Source organism: Pedobacter glucosidilyticus DSM 23534 (assembly GCF_000425145.1).
Classification (GTDB): domain Bacteria; phylum Bacteroidota; class Bacteroidia; order Sphingobacteriales; family Sphingobacteriaceae; genus Pseudopedobacter; species Pseudopedobacter glucosidilyticus.
Genome location: NZ_AULF01000015.1, coordinates 36,126 through 54,543 on the forward strand (window position 1 = coordinate 36,126; position 18,418 = coordinate 54,543).

Annotated in this window: 12 protein-coding genes; all 12 read left to right on the forward strand. The window is 33.8% G+C overall.

The genetic code is table 11. The features are described 5' to 3' along the window. Nucleotides 1–18 precede the first annotated feature (18 nt). The 12 genes from H510_RS18380 (at nt 19) to H510_RS0106395 (ending at nt 18,380) form a co-directional block, all read left to right on the forward strand. A complete protein-coding gene (locus H510_RS18380) occupies nt 19–597 on the forward strand; it encodes an RNA polymerase sigma-70 factor (protein ID WP_051291085.1) in 579 nt (192 codons plus the stop codon). An 80-nt stretch (nt 598–677) separates the two neighbouring features. Then, on the forward strand, nt 678–1,676 hold the full coding sequence (locus H510_RS0106345) for a FecR family protein (protein ID WP_026903553.1): 999 nt from the start codon (nt 678–680) through the stop codon (nt 1,674–1,676). A gap of 128 nt (nt 1,677–1,804) precedes the next feature. Further along, complete coding sequence (locus tag H510_RS0106350; protein ID WP_051291086.1) at nt 1,805–5,284, forward strand: TonB-dependent receptor; 3,480 nt, start codon at nt 1,805–1,807, stop codon at nt 5,282–5,284. A 10-nt stretch (nt 5,285–5,294) separates the two neighbouring features. Further along, entirely contained in the window at nt 5,295–7,250 is a 1,956-nt protein-coding gene (locus H510_RS0106355) for a RagB/SusD family nutrient uptake outer membrane protein (RefSeq protein WP_026903555.1), read from the forward strand. Between the two features lie 20 nt (nt 7,251–7,270). Then, the gene (locus H510_RS0106360) at nt 7,271–8,014 is read left to right on the forward strand and encodes a DUF3823 domain-containing protein (protein WP_026903556.1); all 744 of its coding nucleotides are present in this window, start codon (nt 7,271–7,273) and stop codon (nt 8,012–8,014) included. A 214-nt stretch (nt 8,015–8,228) separates the two neighbouring features. Continuing rightward, nucleotides 8,229–10,154, forward strand: a complete 1,926-nt coding sequence (locus H510_RS19855) for a glycoside hydrolase family 97 protein (RefSeq protein ID WP_162143059.1) — start codon at nt 8,229–8,231, stop codon at nt 10,152–10,154. Between the two features lie 30 nt (nt 10,155–10,184). Continuing rightward, nucleotides 10,185–12,047 carry a glycoside hydrolase family protein gene (locus H510_RS0106370; protein WP_026903558.1) on the forward strand — a complete coding sequence of 621 codons (1,863 nt, stop codon included), beginning with the start codon at nt 10,185–10,187 and terminating at the stop codon, nt 12,045–12,047. 14 nt (nt 12,048–12,061) lie between these two features. After that, complete coding sequence (locus tag H510_RS18385; RefSeq protein WP_162143060.1) at nt 12,062–13,921, forward strand: FAD-dependent oxidoreductase; 1,860 nt, start codon at nt 12,062–12,064, stop codon at nt 13,919–13,921. A 19-nt stretch (nt 13,922–13,940) separates the two neighbouring features. Next, nucleotides 13,941–14,483: a gluconate 2-dehydrogenase subunit 3 family protein gene (locus tag H510_RS0106380; protein ID WP_026903559.1), complete on the forward strand. Its 543-nt coding sequence runs from the start codon at nt 13,941–13,943 to the stop codon at nt 14,481–14,483. Nucleotides 14,484–14,494: 11 nt separating this feature from the next. Beyond that, nucleotides 14,495–16,201 (forward strand): GMC oxidoreductase, encoded by a 1,707-nt coding sequence (locus H510_RS0106385; RefSeq protein ID WP_026903560.1) that lies wholly within the window; start codon nt 14,495–14,497, stop codon nt 16,199–16,201. A 27-nt stretch (nt 16,202–16,228) separates the two neighbouring features. Further along, nucleotides 16,229–17,095 carry a sugar phosphate isomerase/epimerase family protein gene (locus H510_RS0106390; protein ID WP_026903561.1) on the forward strand — a complete coding sequence of 289 codons (867 nt, stop codon included), beginning with the start codon at nt 16,229–16,231 and terminating at the stop codon, nt 17,093–17,095. Between the two features lie 52 nt (nt 17,096–17,147). After that, entirely contained in the window at nt 17,148–18,380 is a 1,233-nt protein-coding gene (locus H510_RS0106395) for an MFS transporter (RefSeq protein ID WP_026903562.1), read from the forward strand. The last annotated feature ends 38 nt before the right edge of the window (nt 18,381–18,418 follow it).

Sequence of the window (18,418 nt, forward strand, 5' to 3'; positions counted from 1 at the left end):
AGTTAATGGTAAATTTCTATGACTGAAGAAAAAAGTAAAGTTGGATCGTTAGATAAGAAAAAATTTAAAGAGATTTTTAATGAAAATTATCAATCTTTATTCTTTTTAGGTCGTAATTATTTAGAGGATGAGGATGAAGCTAAAGGGGTAGTTCAAGAAGCTTTTGTTAAATTATGGGATATTTGGGAAGATTTAAAGGAAGATACTAATCATCGTAATTTTTTATTTAAAATGGTGAAAAATAATTGTTTGAATATTTTGAAAAGGAGACAATTATTGCTTAAACATCATGAGAAAATTAAATCATTAGAATTACATTATCAATACGAGAGTTTAAATAGGATAGGGTTTGACTACCTACAGGTAAAAGAATTAAAAGAAAAAATAGATCTATCTATTAAGAATTTACCAGAACACTGTAGAATTGTTTTTGAGCTAAGTAGGTTTGAACAATTAAAAAATAGAGAAATTGCAGAACGTTTGGGTGTTTCCCAGAAAACTGTTGAAGCGCATCTAACCAAAGCTTTAAAGATACTACGTTCAGATTTAAAAGAATATCTGCCATTGCTTGTTTTTTTAACTAGGTTACTTCGTTAAAGCCAAAAAAATATTTTTTTTCATTTTTCTTCAATTTATCATTAGGGTAAATCCTTCTTTATTTGTTTACTTAACAAACCATGAATAAGTTGGACGGAAATCTATTATCTAAAATAATAACGGGAGAAGCTACTGCTGCCGAGAAAGAGTCATTTTACGAAACTTTGGAAAATAACAAAGAAGCAGAAAATGATTTTTACGAAACAAAAAGTCTTTGGTTAAAATTAGGTAGTCAATATCAAACGAATGATATAGAAGCCGAGTTTGAAGAAACTTGGGGTCTTATAAAGCACAATAAGAGAGGAAGTATTCTTAAGCTGATAAGAAGAAGCCTAAAATATGCTGCAATCTTCTTGGTTGTTTTTTCATTAGGAGCAATATTAGGTTATCTGGTATTAAGAAATATTAAGAATTATCCAGATCAAGGAGTTCATAAATTTAGTTCTTTAAAGGGAAGTTTAAGTAGTGTTGAGCTTCCTGATGGGACAAAAGTTTGGCTAAATGCTGGTACAGAGCTAACTTATAAAGAAGATTTAGAGAATAAGCAAAGGTTAGCTGAATTAAAGGGAGAAGCCTATTTTGAAGTAAAACATCGTGAAGATTTTCCTTTGTTAGTAAAAGTTGGAAAAGTTACCGTGAGAGATTTAGGTACTACTTTCAATATAAAAGCCTATTCTTCTGAATCTGTTGTTACTTCTTTAATTGAAGGTAAAGCAGATATTCTTTCAGAAAAAGGTAACATTCTTACAGCTTTAAGTCCAGGACAAACAGCCACTTATTCTCATAAGACAGGTAGAATTGTACTCAGTTCTTTAAACGAATCTACAGTTAATGCTTGGCGAAATCAAAAATTCGTACTGAACAATGAAAAACTAGAAGATATTTTTAAAGAATTAAGTATTTGGTATGATGTAGAGTTTGAGTTTAAAGACCAAGAAATTAAAGATAGCAGATATTCTTTGAGTGTGAAGAAAGAAACATCATTAGTTAAAGTTCTAGAGATGTTACGTTTAACTACTCGTTTTAATTATGAAATAAAGAATAGGGTTGGCCAGCCTGATAAAATCACCATTTATTAAAATCTAATATTCATTAAATATGACATAAAATAAGAATGTAAAGTTGATTTTTTTGAGAAAAGGGGAGGTTTCTCAAAATCAATAAAAGGCATTTCTAATGCCTATTATTAACCTACTAAACCTAAATTATGAATAAAAGTAAAATACTTCAGATTAATCAAAAATCTGGATCAGGGAAGTTTCTTGCTATAATAAAAATAGCAATCTTGCTGATTATCCATTCCACCATAGTATTTGCCTCAGATACCTTGGCAAAAGATATTAAGTTCAATATCAAAGTTCATAATGCTACGCTTATTAAAGTTTTAAGCGAAGTAGAAAAAGCTACTGATTATGGCTTTTTGATAAAAACAGACCAATTAAACTTAAATAAAAAATACTCTTTAGATTTAAAAAATGTTGATATAGAACAGGTTTTGAACAAAGTTTTGGATAGAACCTTGTTTACTTATACCATTATTGATAATAATATTGTTATTAGCAAAGTATTACCTGCAAACCTTAATAAACCTGTAATAAAATCAATAAATATAAAGGGTAAAGTCTTAGATGATACAGGTTTACCATTACCCGGAGTATCTGTATCGGTAAAAGGTACAACCAATGCTACCCTTACAGATGTAAATGGAAATTATAGCATTAATAATGTTGCGGAAGATGCCGTACTAAGATTTTCATTTTTAGGGATGACCACCCAAGAAATTCCTGTAGAAGGAAAATCTATAATTAACATTACTTTAAAACAAGAATCTATAGCAACAGAAGAAGTTGTAGTAGTGGCTTATGGTACACAAAGAAAAGAAACTTTAACAGGCTCTATATCTACATTAAAAGGAACAGAAATTTTAAATACCAGATCACCAAACTTAATTCAGAATGTTCAGGGAAAGATTTCAGGCGTACAAATCAGACAAAGCAGCAGTCAACCTGGTGGTGGACAGACTTCTATTAACATACGTGGTTTTGGTACGCCTTTAATCGTTATTGATGGCGTAATAAGAGATGGAGTTGGCGAGTTTGAAAGATTAGATCCTAATGATATAGAAAGTATATCTGTTTTAAAAGATGGTTCAGCAGCTATATATGGTATTGGAGCATCTAATGGTGTTATTTTAGTAACAACAAAAAAAGGAAGCTCTGGTCCTGTAAAAGTTAACTACTCTAACAATCTTGGATTTTCTTCACCTACAAGTATTCCTAAAGCAGTTAATTCTGCAGATTGGGTTGACCTTAGGAATGAATTGGGTGCCAATATTTGGCTTGGGCCAACTAATACCAGAGAAGAAACGCAAAAATATAAAGATGGGGTAGAACCAGGTTATGAAAGTGTAGATTGGTATAATGAGACCATGAAGCCTAGTGCAATACAGCAACAGCATAATTTATCTTTACGTGGCGGAAGTGAAAATATTAAATACTTTGTAAGTACAGGTTATACAAAAGATAACGGATTAGTTAGAGAGAATCCTTTAAACTTTCAACAATTTAATTTTAGAGCTAATAGCGATATTAAATTAGCCAAATCTCTGGATTTAAATATTAATCTTTTTGGAAGAAGAGATTTAAACAATCAGATAGCTGGAGGATTTACCAGTATACTCTCTGGTGTTTATGGTGCAGTTCCTTACCAAAAACCTTATATTAATGATGATCCTAATTTTCCTGCTGCTATTGTTGCAGGCACAACCAATCCGGTAGCCCTTATTCGACCAGATTTAACAGGTTATAATGATACCAAAACAAATTTATTAAGGTCTTCTATATCTTTAAACTATAAGATACCTGGTGTTAAAGGGCTTGAAGCAAGAATTTTTGGTGCTTTTGATTTAAACAATTCATCTAACAAATTTCTATCCAGACAAATAAAATTATATAGGTTAGATCCAGTTACGCAAGAAACTGTACAAGCATCAACTTATTCTAGTGATGCTATTTCATTTAACTTGCCAAGTTCTCAAAGACTAAACTTACAAAGTCAGTTAAATTATAAAGCATCTTTTAATAATAAGCATAATATATCAAGCATGTTTTTACATGAGTTAAGAACTATAGACTCTCAATCGATATTTGCAAGAAGAGATATAGATTTCTTTACAGTTGATGTATTAGCTCAAGGAAGTTTAATAAATCAAACTAATGATGGCAATGAATTACAACAGCGTTACGAATCATTTATTGGAAGATTTAACTATGATTTTAAGCAAAAATATTTAGCAGAATTTGTTTTTAGGCAAGACGGCTCCTTTAGATATGGTCCTAACCAAAGATGGGGTTTTTTTCCGGGGGTAATGCTTGCCTGGAGAGTATCTGAAGAAGGTTTCATCAAAAATAATTTAAGCTTCTTACAAAATATGAAGTTAAGAGTTTCTTACGGAGAAACTGGTGAAGATGTTGGACAGCCTTTTCAATACGTAGCGGGATACCAAACTGGTTCTAGTTTAGGATATGAGTTTGTTGATGGTGTTTATAAAACATTGGTACAAGCACCTTTATTAGTGAATAACAATCTGTCTTGGTCTCGTTCCAAAATATTAAATGCTGGTATAGATTTGGAGTTATTTAAAAATGGTTTGTTTGGTTTAACATTTGATGTTTACCGTAGAAACAGAGAGGGGCTTCTAGCTACAAGAGCAGGTTCTTTACCTAATACTTTTGGGGCTTCATTACCTCAAGAAAATCTTAACTCTGATAGAGTGCAAGGTTTTGATTTTACTATCAATCATAGAAATAAAATAGGTGAGTTTTCTTATGGTATAAGTGCCAATATGAATATCTCTCAGTCTATGAATTTGTATAGAGAGCAAAATCCATTTCAGTCTAGTTATTCTAAATGGAAAAATGATCAATCATACCGTAATAAGAATATCATCTGGGGCTATGATGTAATTGGGCGTTTCCAAAATTGGGAGGAAATCAGAAATTATCCTGTTTTTATGGACGGTACAACAGGTAATATAAGCCAGCTACCTGGAGATCCTATTTATCGTGACGTGAATGGGGATGGATTAATTACTACAGATGATATGTTACCAATGTTTAGAGGAGGACAGGTATTGGCGAGTGGTTCATCAAGTCCTGATTATACTTCTGGACAGCCTCCTGTTCAGTTTGGATTTAACTTTAACGGATCTTACAAAGGGTTTGATTTTAATGTTCTTGTTCAAGGAGCAGCAAATTATACCATAAATTTAGGAAACGAGTGGCAAACACCTTTATTTTCTGATAGAAATGCACCTCAATATCTAATGGATAGATGGCGTCTAGCGGATTATTATGACAAAGATAGTGAATGGGTACCTGGATATTTTCCAGCAACAAGAAGACCACTAGATGCGCCAACTATCAGACTAACAAATAATATTTACAGAAGAAATGCTTCTTATGTAAGATTAAAAAATATTGAGATTGGATATACTATACCAAAAAAATTATTGAATCAAGTAAAGATTGATAATTTGAGAATACATGCAAATGCAACAAACATTTATACACGTACGGATAGAATTCTTAAATTATTTGATCCAGAAAGAGGAGAGGGCGACTTCGGTTCTAATTATGCTTATCCTTTGATAAAGTCTATCAATTTAGGATTAAACGTTACCTTTTAATTATTGAGTTATGAAAAAATTGAACGTTATATATTTATTTATCATCACATTATTACTAAGTGCATGTGGTAAAGATTTTTTAGATGCTAAAGTTACTAATAAAGTCTCTGCAGATGCTTTATACGGAGATGAGAAAGGTATTTTAGCTTATCTGGCTTCTATTTATCAGCAATTACCGATAGAAGATTTTAATTATAAACCTAGAGCGGATTTTGGATTTAACACTTATTCTGCAGGTAGTCACGCTGGAGAATATTTTTTAGTTGCTACTCCTGATGCAGTTGCATCTAGAGGTTTTCATATTATGTATGGAAAGGGCGGAGCACAAGCACCTTATTGGGTAGAAGCTTATAAGCTTATTAGAGATATCAATATACTTGAAGAAGCCGTTCCTAGTATTAAAACCTCTGTTCTCTCTGAAGCAAAAAAACAATCATTAATAGGTGAGGCTGCATTTTGTAGGGCTTACACTTATTTTGCATTAGCCAAAAGATATGGAGGTGTACCTATTCTTACTAAAACACAAGATTTTAGTGGGAATATAGAAGACTTAAAACTTACCAGAGCAACAGAGAAAGAAACTTATGATTTTATATTGGCACAATGTGATACTGCTGCAAAATACCTTATTCCAGCAGAGGAAAGAAGAGCCACCAAAGCAGCAGCTTGGGCATTAAAATCAAGAGTTGCTTTATATGCAGCCTCCATTACAAAATATCCTGTTAACAATGGTTCCTCAGAAGCTTACAGACAAAAGTTAGTAGACGGTATGCCTTCTACAGCAGTAGCCAATGATTATTATACTAAATGTATAGAAGCGTCTTTACAAATCATTAATCCTAATGCGGATATAGGTCCTACAGGTCATGGTTTATATATGCCAAATCCTGCTTCGCCTGCAGAGGCAGCCGCAAATTACCAAGGGCTATTTGAAAATGCACAAAGAGCTAGAGTTGAAGCTATCTTTATTAAAGGATATACGCTTCCTGGAGTAGGTACTGGTCACAATTGGGATCTCTTAATGTGTACACCACAAGTAAGTAATGGTTATAATGATGGAGGAACAGTAAATCCTACTTTAGATCTTATCGATTTATACGAAACCTATACCTCAAACGGAGCTAGCGTACCTATCAATACCAGAAACGATAACAGCTTGCTATATGCCTCACCAACCGCAAATAGCCAAACACAATACAAACATTTTAATGATCCTCAAGATATTTTTGCAGGTAAAGATGCTAGAATGTTTGCAACAATTATTACCCCTAGTTCTATTTGGAAGAATACAAAAATTATTTCTCAGGCAGGATTAGTTAGGCCAAACGGTACATTTATTTACAGACAAGATGGTAGTGCTGTAAAAGATGGTACAACTTATTATTCTTACGGAGCTAGTAGTCCTACCTCTTATTCTGGGTTTAATATTAATTCCAGATATTCTTTAACAGGTTTTTTTGTAAAAAAATATGTTGTAGAAAATAATAATCCATTACCTGTTTCTGGTTCTTGTACTCAGGATTTTATTGAAATGCGTTACGCAGAGGTATTATTAAATTTTGCTGAAGCAGTTCTAGAGAGTGGCTACACAGCCAATAATGCCCAAGCTTTAGCAACAAAAGCTGTAAATATTATCAGAAAAAGAGCAGGTCATACCTATGAAATCCCAAGTGTTACACTAGAACAAGTATTACGCGAGAGAAGAGTAGAGTTTGGTATGGAGAATTCCTACACACTTTGGGATTTAATCAGAAGAAGACAGTATCATGTTATTTATAATTCATTTAAGCATAAAGTTTTATGCCCTGTGTTAGACTTAACCACAACACCGGTTTCCTATTTCTTCGTGAGAGATATCAGCAATAAAGTTTCTGGTACCATGACATGGGGTTCTGGCGGAGATATTCGTGATTATTATCTCGCAATTCCTGGAACTGGCGCTAACGGATTGATACCTAATAACTAATTCATCTTAAACAATACAATATGAATAAGAAGATTTTTAATTTAATATTATTAGCAGTGGTGATGATGGTATCATCCTGTGAAATAGATAATTATGACCAACCTGAGGCCATTATATTTGGTAGAATTGTAGATCAGGATGGTGAGAATGTACAATCAGACGTATCTGCACAGGGCACAAAGATTATTTATTTTGAGAAAGGTAATTTCGCAGCTCCAGAAAGACAAGCTATTACACCTAAAATAGATGGAACTTATGAGAGAGGGTTGATATTTCCTGGATTTTATGATATCGTGGTTCGTGATGCTAATTTCAGAAATTTGGATACACTTAAAAACTATGAAATTAAGGCTGGTAGAAATGAGTTAAACTTTACAGTTCAGCCTTATATAAAGGTTAGAGATTTAAGTATTGTAAAGAATGGAAATCTTATTGTAGCCAAATTTAAGCTTTCAACCCCGGGAAGTACCACAACCAGAGTAGCATCAACACAACTATTTAGCTATATAGATAAAGTTGTAAGTATAGGAACCAGATTTGCAACACAACCAACCAATGCAGGTCTTTTAACTTTAAATAGAATACCTGGCGCAAATGAAGAGTTTACTTTACAGATAGATTTATCCTTACAAGGAAATTTATTCTCTAAATATCCAACAGCAACAAAATTCTGGTTTAGGGTTGGTGCAGTGGTGGTAACTGCAGATGCCACCGGAACTCCAAGGTGGAATTATTCAGAACCTATACAATTAGCTATCAACTAAAATATGTTAAATCCATCAGGTTCATCATGTATCATGATGAACCTGTAAAATTAGAAATTATATAACCCTGTTAATAGTTTAATAAGGCAAAGTTGAGACATACTTAAAGCCTTATTTAACATTAACCTAAGCATAGCTATTGCTTTTTTAAAATTTAAGATAACCGGTTTGTTATCATAAAAAAATGAGAATAGGTATTAGAATAAGTCTAGAAATGAAGAGAATTTTAGTGTCATTTATAAGCTGTTTATTAGGTATACAGTTTTTGTATGCCCAATATCAGGTACAATCTCCAGACAAGAAAGTTGATTTTTTAATTGATATATCAGAAGAAGGAAGCTTATCTGGTAAAATATTATTTAATCGTGAACATGTGCTTACAGCCCAGTTGGTAAATTTTGAGTTCAATACCAGCATGCCCGAATTAAAAAATAAGCTCATGCTTATCGATACTAAAGTTACAACTACAGATGAAACTTGGATACCAGTATTAAAGAGATTTGATAAAGTAAGGAACAATTATACCGAGATATTGATAAATCTTCAAGAAAAAGTTGCTCCAAAACGTAAGCTACAACTGATTGCCAGAGTTTATAATGATGGCGTAGCTTACAGAGTAAAATTTCCTAAATCTGTAAATGGCGTAGATTATTTGATTAAAGAAGAACATTCAACTTTTTCTTTTGGTGAAGATCGTATTTGTTGGGCGGCAGATCATATAAAGCCAGTATCTCCTCAAGAATCTTTTTTTTATAAACGTAAACTATCAGAGCTCACACAAAAAATGCTTATTGGTTTGCCTTTAACAGTTAAAATATCTGATAAATGCTATGCCGTAATTACCGAAGCAGACCTAACTGATTATGCAGGTATGTATTTAAAAAAAGAGCAAAATAAATTTGGCCTTAGCATGATGTTATCACCATCAATAGATAGCAGTCAAACAACTAAAGTTACCAAAAAAGAAGCTTTTAATACGCCTTGGAGAGTAGTCCTTGTAGGTGAAACTCCGGGTCGTTTAGTAGAGTCAGAAATGATTAATAATCTTAATCCTCCTTGTGCTATTGAAGATCCATCTTGGATAAAGCCTGGTATTTCTGCTTGGGACAATTGGTACAGTAATGATGTAAAGATGGATGAACCAACCATTAAGCAATTTATAGATCTAGCTTCTGATATGACTTGGCCTTACATGATTGTAGATTGGCAATGGTATGGTGAATACAATAAAGCACAGGCTGATATTACCAAATCTGCTCCGAATATCAATATGCCCCAATTAATTCAGTACGCTAAAGATAAAAATGTAAAACTCATATTATGGCTTTATTGGACGGATGTAAACCGCTCTGATTGGGATGCTGTATGTGCGCTTTATGAAAAATGGGGTATTGCTGGCGTAAAAATAGATTTTATGGATCGTGATGACCAAGAAATGGTAAACTGGTATGAGCGTATTGTTAAAACAGCTGCTAAGTATAAATTGATGGTTAATTTTCATGGTGCTTATAAACCAACCGGATTGGGTAGAACATATCCTAATCAGGTTACAAGAGAAGGAGTTCTTGGTAATGAATGGAATAAATGGTCTCTAATGGTTACACCAGAACACCTTTGTACTTTACCTTTTACCAGAATGCTAGCTGGTCCAATGGATTTTACTCCTGGTGGTTTTGAAAATAGGAAGATAGATGACTTTCGTATCCAAAGTCCCACTCAAAGTATGTTAACTCGGTCTAATACGTTAGCGCAATTTGTAGTTTTTGATAGCCCATTAACTGTAGCCTGCGATCATCCTAACAGTTATAAAAACCAAGTAGGTAGCGAATTTTTAAAGAAAGTAAAAACCGTTTGGGATGATACTAAAGTATTGAATGGGGCTGTAGGAGAATACATTACCATGGCCAGAAGAGATAAAAAAAGCTGGTTTATAGGTGCCCTTAATAACAGCGATACTAGAACATTAGCACTTAAGTTAGATTTTCTGGGCGAAGGTAAGTTTAAGATGATCAGTTATGAAGATGATGCTTTAGCACATAAGGCCTTAAAAAAAGAAAAAATAGTAACCAATAAAAGTGAAATCAAAATTGCTTTATCTGCCGGAGGGGGATTTGCAGCTTACCTAGAACCCTCTGAATAAGATCCGTTTTTATAAAATTAAACCTAACAAATGAGAAAAAGTATCTGTTTACTTATCCTAAATTTTTGTTTACTAAGTGTAACCCTTGGTCAACAAGTTATCAATATCGGTACTATGGGATTAAAGCCTAATAGTAAAGATAATGCTATTACTTATTTTAAAAAGGCTTTACAACAAGCCAAGCAATACCCGTCTTCAAAAATAGTTTTTCCAAAAGGTGTTTATCATTTTATACCAGATATTAACGATACACCTACAGAAAAAACGTATATAGCAAATGAGCTATCTGGCTTTAAAGATTTAATTATAGATGGACAAGGTTCGGAGTTTATATTTCATGGAAGAACAATTCCATTTAATATTACGAAGTGCGAAAATATAACATTTCAGAATTTTTCTGTGGATTATGATAGACCCATGGTAACCCAAGGAGAGTTCGTTTTAGTAAGCGATACAGCTATACATCTTAAAATAGATAAAAAGCAATATCCTTATGAAATAGTTAATAAAAAAGTATGGTATTTAGGTAAAGGTTGGCGTTCTGATAAAGCTAAGTACGGACAAGTTTTTGATAAAAAAACCGGTAATATTATTCCTCAAACACATGACGAGCCTGCTGGCGATTTTTATGCACATGAAGCCAAAGAGTTAAAACCCGGACTTATCTCTTTCAAAGGACCATTTAACTGGATAAAACGTCCCGAAATAAGCAATATCATCACGATGTATAACTATATCTATGCTGCCAATTCTTTCCAGTTTGCTACATGCAAAGATGTTAACATTAAGGATATTACCTTATATCATGGAGGAAGTTTAGCAATTTATGCTACAGCAACAGAAAATATTTTTATAGACAATTTTGATATTATAGCAAGAGCATCTAAGCAAAGGTTATTTGCCAATATGGCTGATGGTATTCACTTAAAAGGATGCAAAGGTTTAATCAAAATAGAAAATTGCGAATATAACGGAGGGGGAGACGATTTTGTTAATGTACACAATATGTATGCACCAATTGAAGAAAAATTATCTTCTCATAAACTATTAGTAAAAAGTTTCAAAGGTTTTCATTTTGGAGAGGGGGAAGATGTATGGTATGTAGATGTTAAAACCGGGAAGAAAGTAGCTACTAATCATATCAAGTCTATTAAGCTTGTTAGTGGTTCAGATTGGAAAGGCACTTTTGAAGTAGAATTTGATAAGCCTATTTCCGATTTGGTTGATACGGCAGATGTGATGGAAAGTGCAGAGTGGTTACCATCTGTTGAAATTAGAAACAATAGAATCATGAAAAGACATCGTGGTACAGGTATAAGGGCAACTACACCTAAAAAAGTCTTAATAGAAGGGAATTACTTTACTACAGCAGGCCATGCTTTATTGATAGAAGGAGACCTGGAAGGTTGGATGGAATCTGGTGCTAATGAAGACATGATTATCAAAAATAATGTTTTTGATAATTGTATGACTTCTGGTAGTGTTACCGGAGGTCGTTGGGAGTGGGGAGAAGCTGTTATAGATATTACACCATCCGTTTTACCTACTGATGAAGATTCAAAACCTTATCATCGTAATATCATCATCACAAATAATAAGTTTCTGCATTTTGATTATCCGATTTTAAGAGCAAGGTCAGTTGGTAATCTCCAATTTACCAATAATACACTTACAAGAACTTATAACTATGAACCTTATACCATAGTCAAAGCTAACTTCTTATTAGAAGGATGCCGAGATGTTAAAATTACAGGAAATCAATTTTCTAAAGACTTTTTAGGAAAAAACATCAGTACCACTTTCATGAAAAAAGAAGATTTAACAGTTGGTCCAGAACAAGGTTTGAAGATAGAAAACAACGGAAAAATATATACAGATAAACTAGAATGGTAAAAAAAATAAATCATATGAAAAGAATTTTGATAACAGCAGTACTAGCTGTTTTAATGGTGTTAAATGTAGCTGCAAAAGACTACGATGTTATTATTGCTGGTGGTGGTACAGGTGGTTTTGCTGCTGCAGTACAAGCTGCAAGAATGGGATGTAATGTATTGCTTATTGAAGAAACAGATTGGTTAGGTGGGCAAATGTCGGCAGCAGGTGTTGCTACAATGGATGAGGGTACTGTGGGGATAAGAAATCATGGTATTTACCAAGAATTTTACCATAAAGCAGATCAATATTACAAAAATATTGGAGAAACTGTAGGTACATGCTATTGGAATTCAGAATCTTGTGCTGTTGAACCATCGGTTGGTCAGGTTCTTATTTACGATATGATTAAGAAAGTAAATAAACTGGGTAAAGGGCATATAGATGTTATGCTTTACACCAAAGTAGTAGAGGTATTTAAACAAGGAGATAAAATAAACGCTGTGAAGATTGAAAAGGGATTATCAGGAGCAAAAAAAACCGAAAAAATTGCCTGTAAGATCTTGGTTGATGCAACCGAGTATGGCGATGTTATTCCCTTAACCGGTGCGAGATACAGAATTGCAAAGCATGTAAGCGGTAGTATTGAGCATGCTTCTAAAGTTCAAGATTTTACTTGGACAGCTATTGTAAAAGAATATAGTGCTGGCGTACCAGAAGAATTAAAAGTTAAAACACCTCCAAAAGGTTATGAAGCTTACAAAAGACACTTGTCTTATATTAAGCGTCATACGGCTGATGATTATAATGTGTATGCAAATCCTACAAGTTGGAATACTGTAGCTTATTATAGGGGTTTACCTAATTCAGAAACTAAAGGTATAGATGAATATACTACTAAAACAGAATTAAATATTGCACAAAATGATGTACCTGTTTCTGTTGGTGATATTGAAGTACCAGAATTGAGATGGAAAAAGGAGATGGAACTCCGTAAAAAAACATTAGGTCTAATTTATTACATGCAGAACGAGCTTGGTTTAAATTGGTCTGTAGACGTTTCTCAAAAATATGATAGTCCTTATAACATATGGTTAACAAATAAAATGGTAACAGATTTTCCAGATTTAAAGCCTTATGAAGCAGTATTAAAACATTTTCCTGTGATGCCATATGTAAGAGAAAGCAGAAGAATAGTTGGTTTACATACACTAATAAGTTCTGAAATAGATCGTACTAAAAAACCTGTTCCTTTCAAAGATGCCATTTCTATTAATGATTATCCAGAGGATTTACATGGCTCTAAACGTCCTCAGGATTTAGATATTGATATAGATCCTGCAGCAAGTTCTGCAGCAGAATCTCATGATTGGGATTCAAGAACAGGGGCTTTTTATGTACCCATGAGATCTTTTATCCCAGAGAAAATAGATGGTTTTCTAGCTGCAGAGAAAAATATTTCTCAATCTCGTTTGGTAAACGGGGCAACCAGATTACAGCCAAGTACGATGCTTAATGGTCAGGCGGTAGGTAACATAGCTGCACTTTCAGTAAAGTTAGGTGTGCAACCGCGAAATGTTCCGGCAGTATTGGTTCAGGTAGAGCAGTTAGAAGCTGGAGCTCCACTTTATGGAAAACCTATCATAGATCTAGTTAAAGGCACAGATAACTGGAAATCGGCACAATTATGTTTAATAAATGGATTGTTGGACATGCCAGGAAAAAGATTTTTTCCTGAAGACCCTATATCTAAAGAGAACTTTGAAAAAATTGTAAAAGATAATAATCTTAAAATAGAAACGCCTAAAGGAGTTATAACAAGAGCTTTTGCAGCCGAGCTATTCAGAAATTATTTAGTTGCTGAAGCAAATTCAATGATTTCAAAAGTTAAATAATATCATTCAATTATCAATAATGGATAGAAGATCAAGTATTCAAACACTGTTAATAGGTTCCTTAGCTACCCTAGTTTTACCATCTTGCTCATGGTTTAGCAGAGAGCCTGCCGTGATGTTGAAAAATATCACTTTAGAAATCAGAGAGGAAGACATTATTGCCGCTATTTGTGATACGCTTATACCAGAAACTAAAAAGCAAGAAACTGTTATCCCTGGAGCATTAGGAACTCAAGCGCTTGAATTTTCGTTAACGATGGTAGATGATTGTTATGCACCAAAACAACAGCAAAAGTTTGTGAAAGGGCTTAAAGAATTTGATTTATTATGCGAGCAAAGGTTGGGTAATTCTTTTCATAAACTAGAGGCTGATGAAAAATTAGCATTTTTAAGGACAATTGCCACAGGCGATAGTATCCCTTCAGATATAACTTTTTTCTTTCAAAACTTACGTCAGCTTACCATACGTTCATACACACATTCAGAATTTTATCTAACAAAAGTTCAGGAATACAAGCTTGTACCCGGTGTGTTTTATGGTTGTGTAAAAGTTGTTTCTTAACAATAAAAATCATGGAGGATATAAATAAAAATAACACTTTTGATGCTATTGTCATCGGTTCAGGAATTAGTGGTGGCTGGGCGGCTAAGGAATTTTGCGAGAAGGGACTAAAAACATTAGTTCTTGAAAGGGGAAGAAATGTTGAGCACATTAAAGATTACCCAACAACCAATATGATGCCTTGGGAATTTAAACACCGAGGTGATATTCCTTACGAAATTCAAAAAAATAATCCCGTTGTAAGTAGATGTTACGCTTTTAGAGAAGATGCACAACATTTTTTTGTTAAAGATACAGAACATCCATACATACAAGAAAAGCCTTTTGATTGGATAAGAGGTTACCAAGTTGGAGGTAAATCTTTACTTTGGGCCAGACAAACCCAACGCTGGAGCGACTTTGATTTTGAAGGGCCAAAAAGAGATGGCTTTGCTGTTGATTGGCCAATACGTTATAAAGATCTTGATGCTTGGTATAGCTACGTAGAAAAATTTGCAGGAATATCAGGTAATAAAGATGGTTTACCCAATCTCCCAGATGGAGAGTTTTTACCGCCTTTAGAACTTACCTGTGTTGAAAATTATTTTAAAGATTTTGTTGCCAAGAATTATAAAGGTAGAGATGTAATTTATGGCCGTTGTGCACATTTAACTAAGCCAGAGCCTATACATTTTGAGCAAGGAAGAGTACAATGCCAAAATAGAAGCTTATGTCAAAGAGGCTGCCCTTTTGGAGGATATTTCAGTAGTAATTCTAGTACTTTACCTTGGGCAAAAAAAACTGGTAATTTAATGCTGCGACCTTTTTCTGTTGTTCACTCCATTATTTATGATGATAAAAAGAATAAAGCTGTTGGCGTAAAAGTAATTGATGCTAATACAAAAGAATCAAAAGAATATTTTGCGCCAATTATTTTCGTAAATGCAGGAGCTTTTAATACCAACCTTATCTTATTAAATTCTAAGTCAGAAAGATTTCCAAATGGTTTGGGTAATGATAACGGGTTATTAGGTAAATACGTTGCTTTTCATAATTACAGAGCCAGTATTTATGCTACTTATGATGGTTTTCAAGATAGCACCCATACCGGAGGAAGACGGCCAACCAGTGCTTATTTGCCGAGGTTTAAAAATTTATATAAGCAGGAAACAGATTTTTTAAGAGGTTATGCTTCAACCTTTATTGCAGAAAAGTGGCCAATAAATAACTACGAAGGTATTGGGGATACTTTAAAAGAAAATCTACTGGATGAGCCGAGTTTAAGCTCATGGCAAATCAAATCTGGTATGATGGGAGAGACTATCCCTAAAGAAACCAATTATCTGGCTCTAGACACAGAAAAAAAAGACGCATGGGGTATTCCATTGTTAAGAATCAATATTGATTATGATGACAATGATGAAAAAATGATACAAGATTTCTTTGAAACCATGACAGATATGTATACCAAAGCTGGTTTCAAAAATATCAAAACAGAAGACACCAAACAAGCACCAGGATTAGACATTCATCACATGGGTGGCGTAAGAATGGGAAAAGACCCAGAAACTTCTTTACTAAATAAATGGAATCAATTACATAATTGTCCGAATGTATTTGTTACAGATGGGGCTTGTATGACATCTACAGCTACACAAAATCCTTCTCTAACCTTTATGGCTTTAGCAGCAAGGGCAGCAAATTATGCGGTAGAACAATTAAAAAAGGGAGAGCTATAAAGCTTTTCTCATAAATGAAAATTATATATGACAAATAGAAGATTATTTATAAAACAAAGCAGTCTTGCATTGGCTGCCTTGGCAATCACTCCTTCATGTGTTTGGGGAGCATCATCTCAGAAAACTCTCGGCATTCAGCTTTACTCTTTAAGAGATATTTTAGAAAGTAATCCTCAAAAAGTTCTCTCTAAAGTAGCTGATATAGGATACAAACAAGTAGAAGTTTATGGTTATAATAATGGTAAATTTTGGGACTTAGAAGTAAAAGAACTTAAAAAAATATTAGCAGCTAACGGATTAGAAAGTCCGAGTGGACATTATGGTATGGATGATTTTTTAAGTGGTACTAAAGATAATTTAGATGAAATGATAGAGGTTTCTAAACAGCTAAATCATCAATATTTGGTTATCCCAGCATTAAAAGAGTCTCTTAGGCAATCTGCTGATGATTATAAGAAATTAGCTAAACAATTTAATGCCATTGGTGAGAGATGTAAGACAAACGGACTAAAACTAGGTTATCATAACCATGATTATGAGTTTATAAAATATGGTTCACAAACTGGATATGATATTTTACTTCAGAATACTAATCCTGCTTTGGTAGATTTTGAGATGGACATTTATTGGGTGGCTAGAGCTGGACTTAATCCTGTTGATTTATTTAATAAATATCCTAATCGTTTTGTGATGTGGCACATAAAGGATATGGATAAACAAAAGCCACAATTGAACACCGAAATAGGTAATGGTTCTATAGACTTTAAAAAAATATTTGCTGAGCGTAAGTCATCGGGTATCAAATACTATTATTTAGAGCAAGAAAACTTTAACATAGATCCATTTGAGAGTATTAGTAAAAGTTATCAGTACCTGCAAAAGGAGCTTTTATAATTTAATTCAACATTCAGGTCTAATTTCTATTTCAATATATCCAACCATTTAAATGAACGATAAAAAAAACACAAGAATATTAAACGCAGCGGTAGTAGTAGCAGCCTTAGGCTATTTTGTAGACATCTATGATTTATTACTATTCAGCATCGTAAGAGTACCCAGTTTAGTATCCATGGGCTTAACAGGGGATACCTTAACGAATGAAGGCATATACATATTAAATGCCCAGATGTTGGGATTACTGATAGGCGGATTGGTATGGGGCGTATTAGGAGATAAGAAAGGTAGATTATCTGTGTTATTTGGTTCCATATTTATCTATTCTATAGCCAATATCGCTAATGGCTTTGTAGAGAGTACGGATGCATACGCCTTTTGGCGTTTTATAGCGGGCTTTGGTTTAGCAGGAGAATTAGGAGCCGGAATAACCTTGGTAGCAGAGATTATGCCCAAAGAGAAGCGAGGATATGCGACAACGATAGTGGCCTCTATAGGCGTAAGTGGGGCAGTGGTAGCCTATTTCATAGCCCAATATTTTGATTGGCGCACCTCATTTTTCATAGGCGGAGGATTAGGACTGTCATTATTATTACTTCGAGTAGGAGTAACAGAATCGGGGATGTTTAAGAAAGCCCACCATAGTAATGAGAAGAGTGGAGATTTTATGATGTTATTGAAAAGCCGAAAGCGTTTTTTAAAATACTTAGGCTGTGTAGTGATAGGAGTACCCTTATGGTTTGTGGTAGGAATCTTGATAACCTTATCACCAGAGTTTGGTAAAGTATTACAAGTAGATGGCGAAGTAAACGGCGGAGCAGCTGTAGCTTGCTGTTATGCAGGTTTGGTGCTAGGCGATATAGCGAGTGGTTTGCTAAGCCAATACCTAAAAAGCAGGAAGAAGGTAGTCTATGTATATCTGTTTTTATCAGTCATAGGTATAAGTTTATTTCTAGGCTCCAGTCAAATCAGTTTAACTACTTTTTATAGTATCTGTATATTTTTAGGATTTTCTGTAGGCTACTGGGTAATCTTCATGACGATAGCAACCGAGCAGTTTGGTACTAACATCAGAGCCACGGTAACTACCACAGTACCCAATGTAGTAAGAGGAGCAGTAGTGCCACTAAGCTTGTTGTTTCAGTTTTTCACAGGCTTTTTCAATAACAACTTAATACATGCAGGTATAGCAGTAGGGATCATCAGTTTAGGCTTAGCATTTTGGGCTTTAAAATACATGGAGGAAACCTTTACTAAAGATTTGGATTATCTAGAAGAATCATAGCTTTTCTAATATTGAATATTTTGCACTTGTTTTTTTAA

Excerpts from the sequence above, each read along its gene's own strand:
- H510_RS18380 (WP_051291085.1), top strand. The coding sequence starts at position 19 with ATGACTGAAGAAAAAAGTAAAGTTGGATCGTTAGATAAGAAAAAATTT.
- H510_RS0106385 (WP_026903560.1), top strand. The coding sequence starts at position 14,495 with ATGGAGGATATAAATAAAAATAACACTTTTGATGCTATTGTCATCGGT.
- H510_RS0106370 (WP_026903558.1), top strand. The coding sequence starts at position 10,185 with ATGAGAAAAAGTATCTGTTTACTTATCCTAAATTTTTGTTTACTAAGT.
- H510_RS19855 (WP_162143059.1), top strand. The coding sequence starts at position 8,229 with ATGAAGAGAATTTTAGTGTCATTTATAAGCTGTTTATTAGGTATACAG.
- H510_RS0106380 (WP_026903559.1), top strand. The coding sequence starts at position 13,941 with ATGGATAGAAGATCAAGTATTCAAACACTGTTAATAGGTTCCTTAGCT.
- H510_RS0106360 (WP_026903556.1), top strand. The coding sequence starts at position 7,271 with ATGAATAAGAAGATTTTTAATTTAATATTATTAGCAGTGGTGATGATG.
- H510_RS0106350 (WP_051291086.1), top strand. The coding sequence starts at position 1,805 with ATGAATAAAAGTAAAATACTTCAGATTAATCAAAAATCTGGATCAGGG.
- H510_RS0106390 (WP_026903561.1), top strand. The coding sequence starts at position 16,229 with ATGACAAATAGAAGATTATTTATAAAACAAAGCAGTCTTGCATTGGCT.
- H510_RS18385 (WP_162143060.1), top strand. The coding sequence starts at position 12,062 with ATGAAAAGAATTTTGATAACAGCAGTACTAGCTGTTTTAATGGTGTTA.
- H510_RS0106355 (WP_026903555.1), top strand. The coding sequence starts at position 5,295 with ATGAAAAAATTGAACGTTATATATTTATTTATCATCACATTATTACTA.
- H510_RS0106345 (WP_026903553.1), top strand. The coding sequence starts at position 678 with ATGAATAAGTTGGACGGAAATCTATTATCTAAAATAATAACGGGAGAA.
- H510_RS0106395 (WP_026903562.1), top strand. The coding sequence starts at position 17,148 with ATGAACGATAAAAAAAACACAAGAATATTAAACGCAGCGGTAGTAGTA.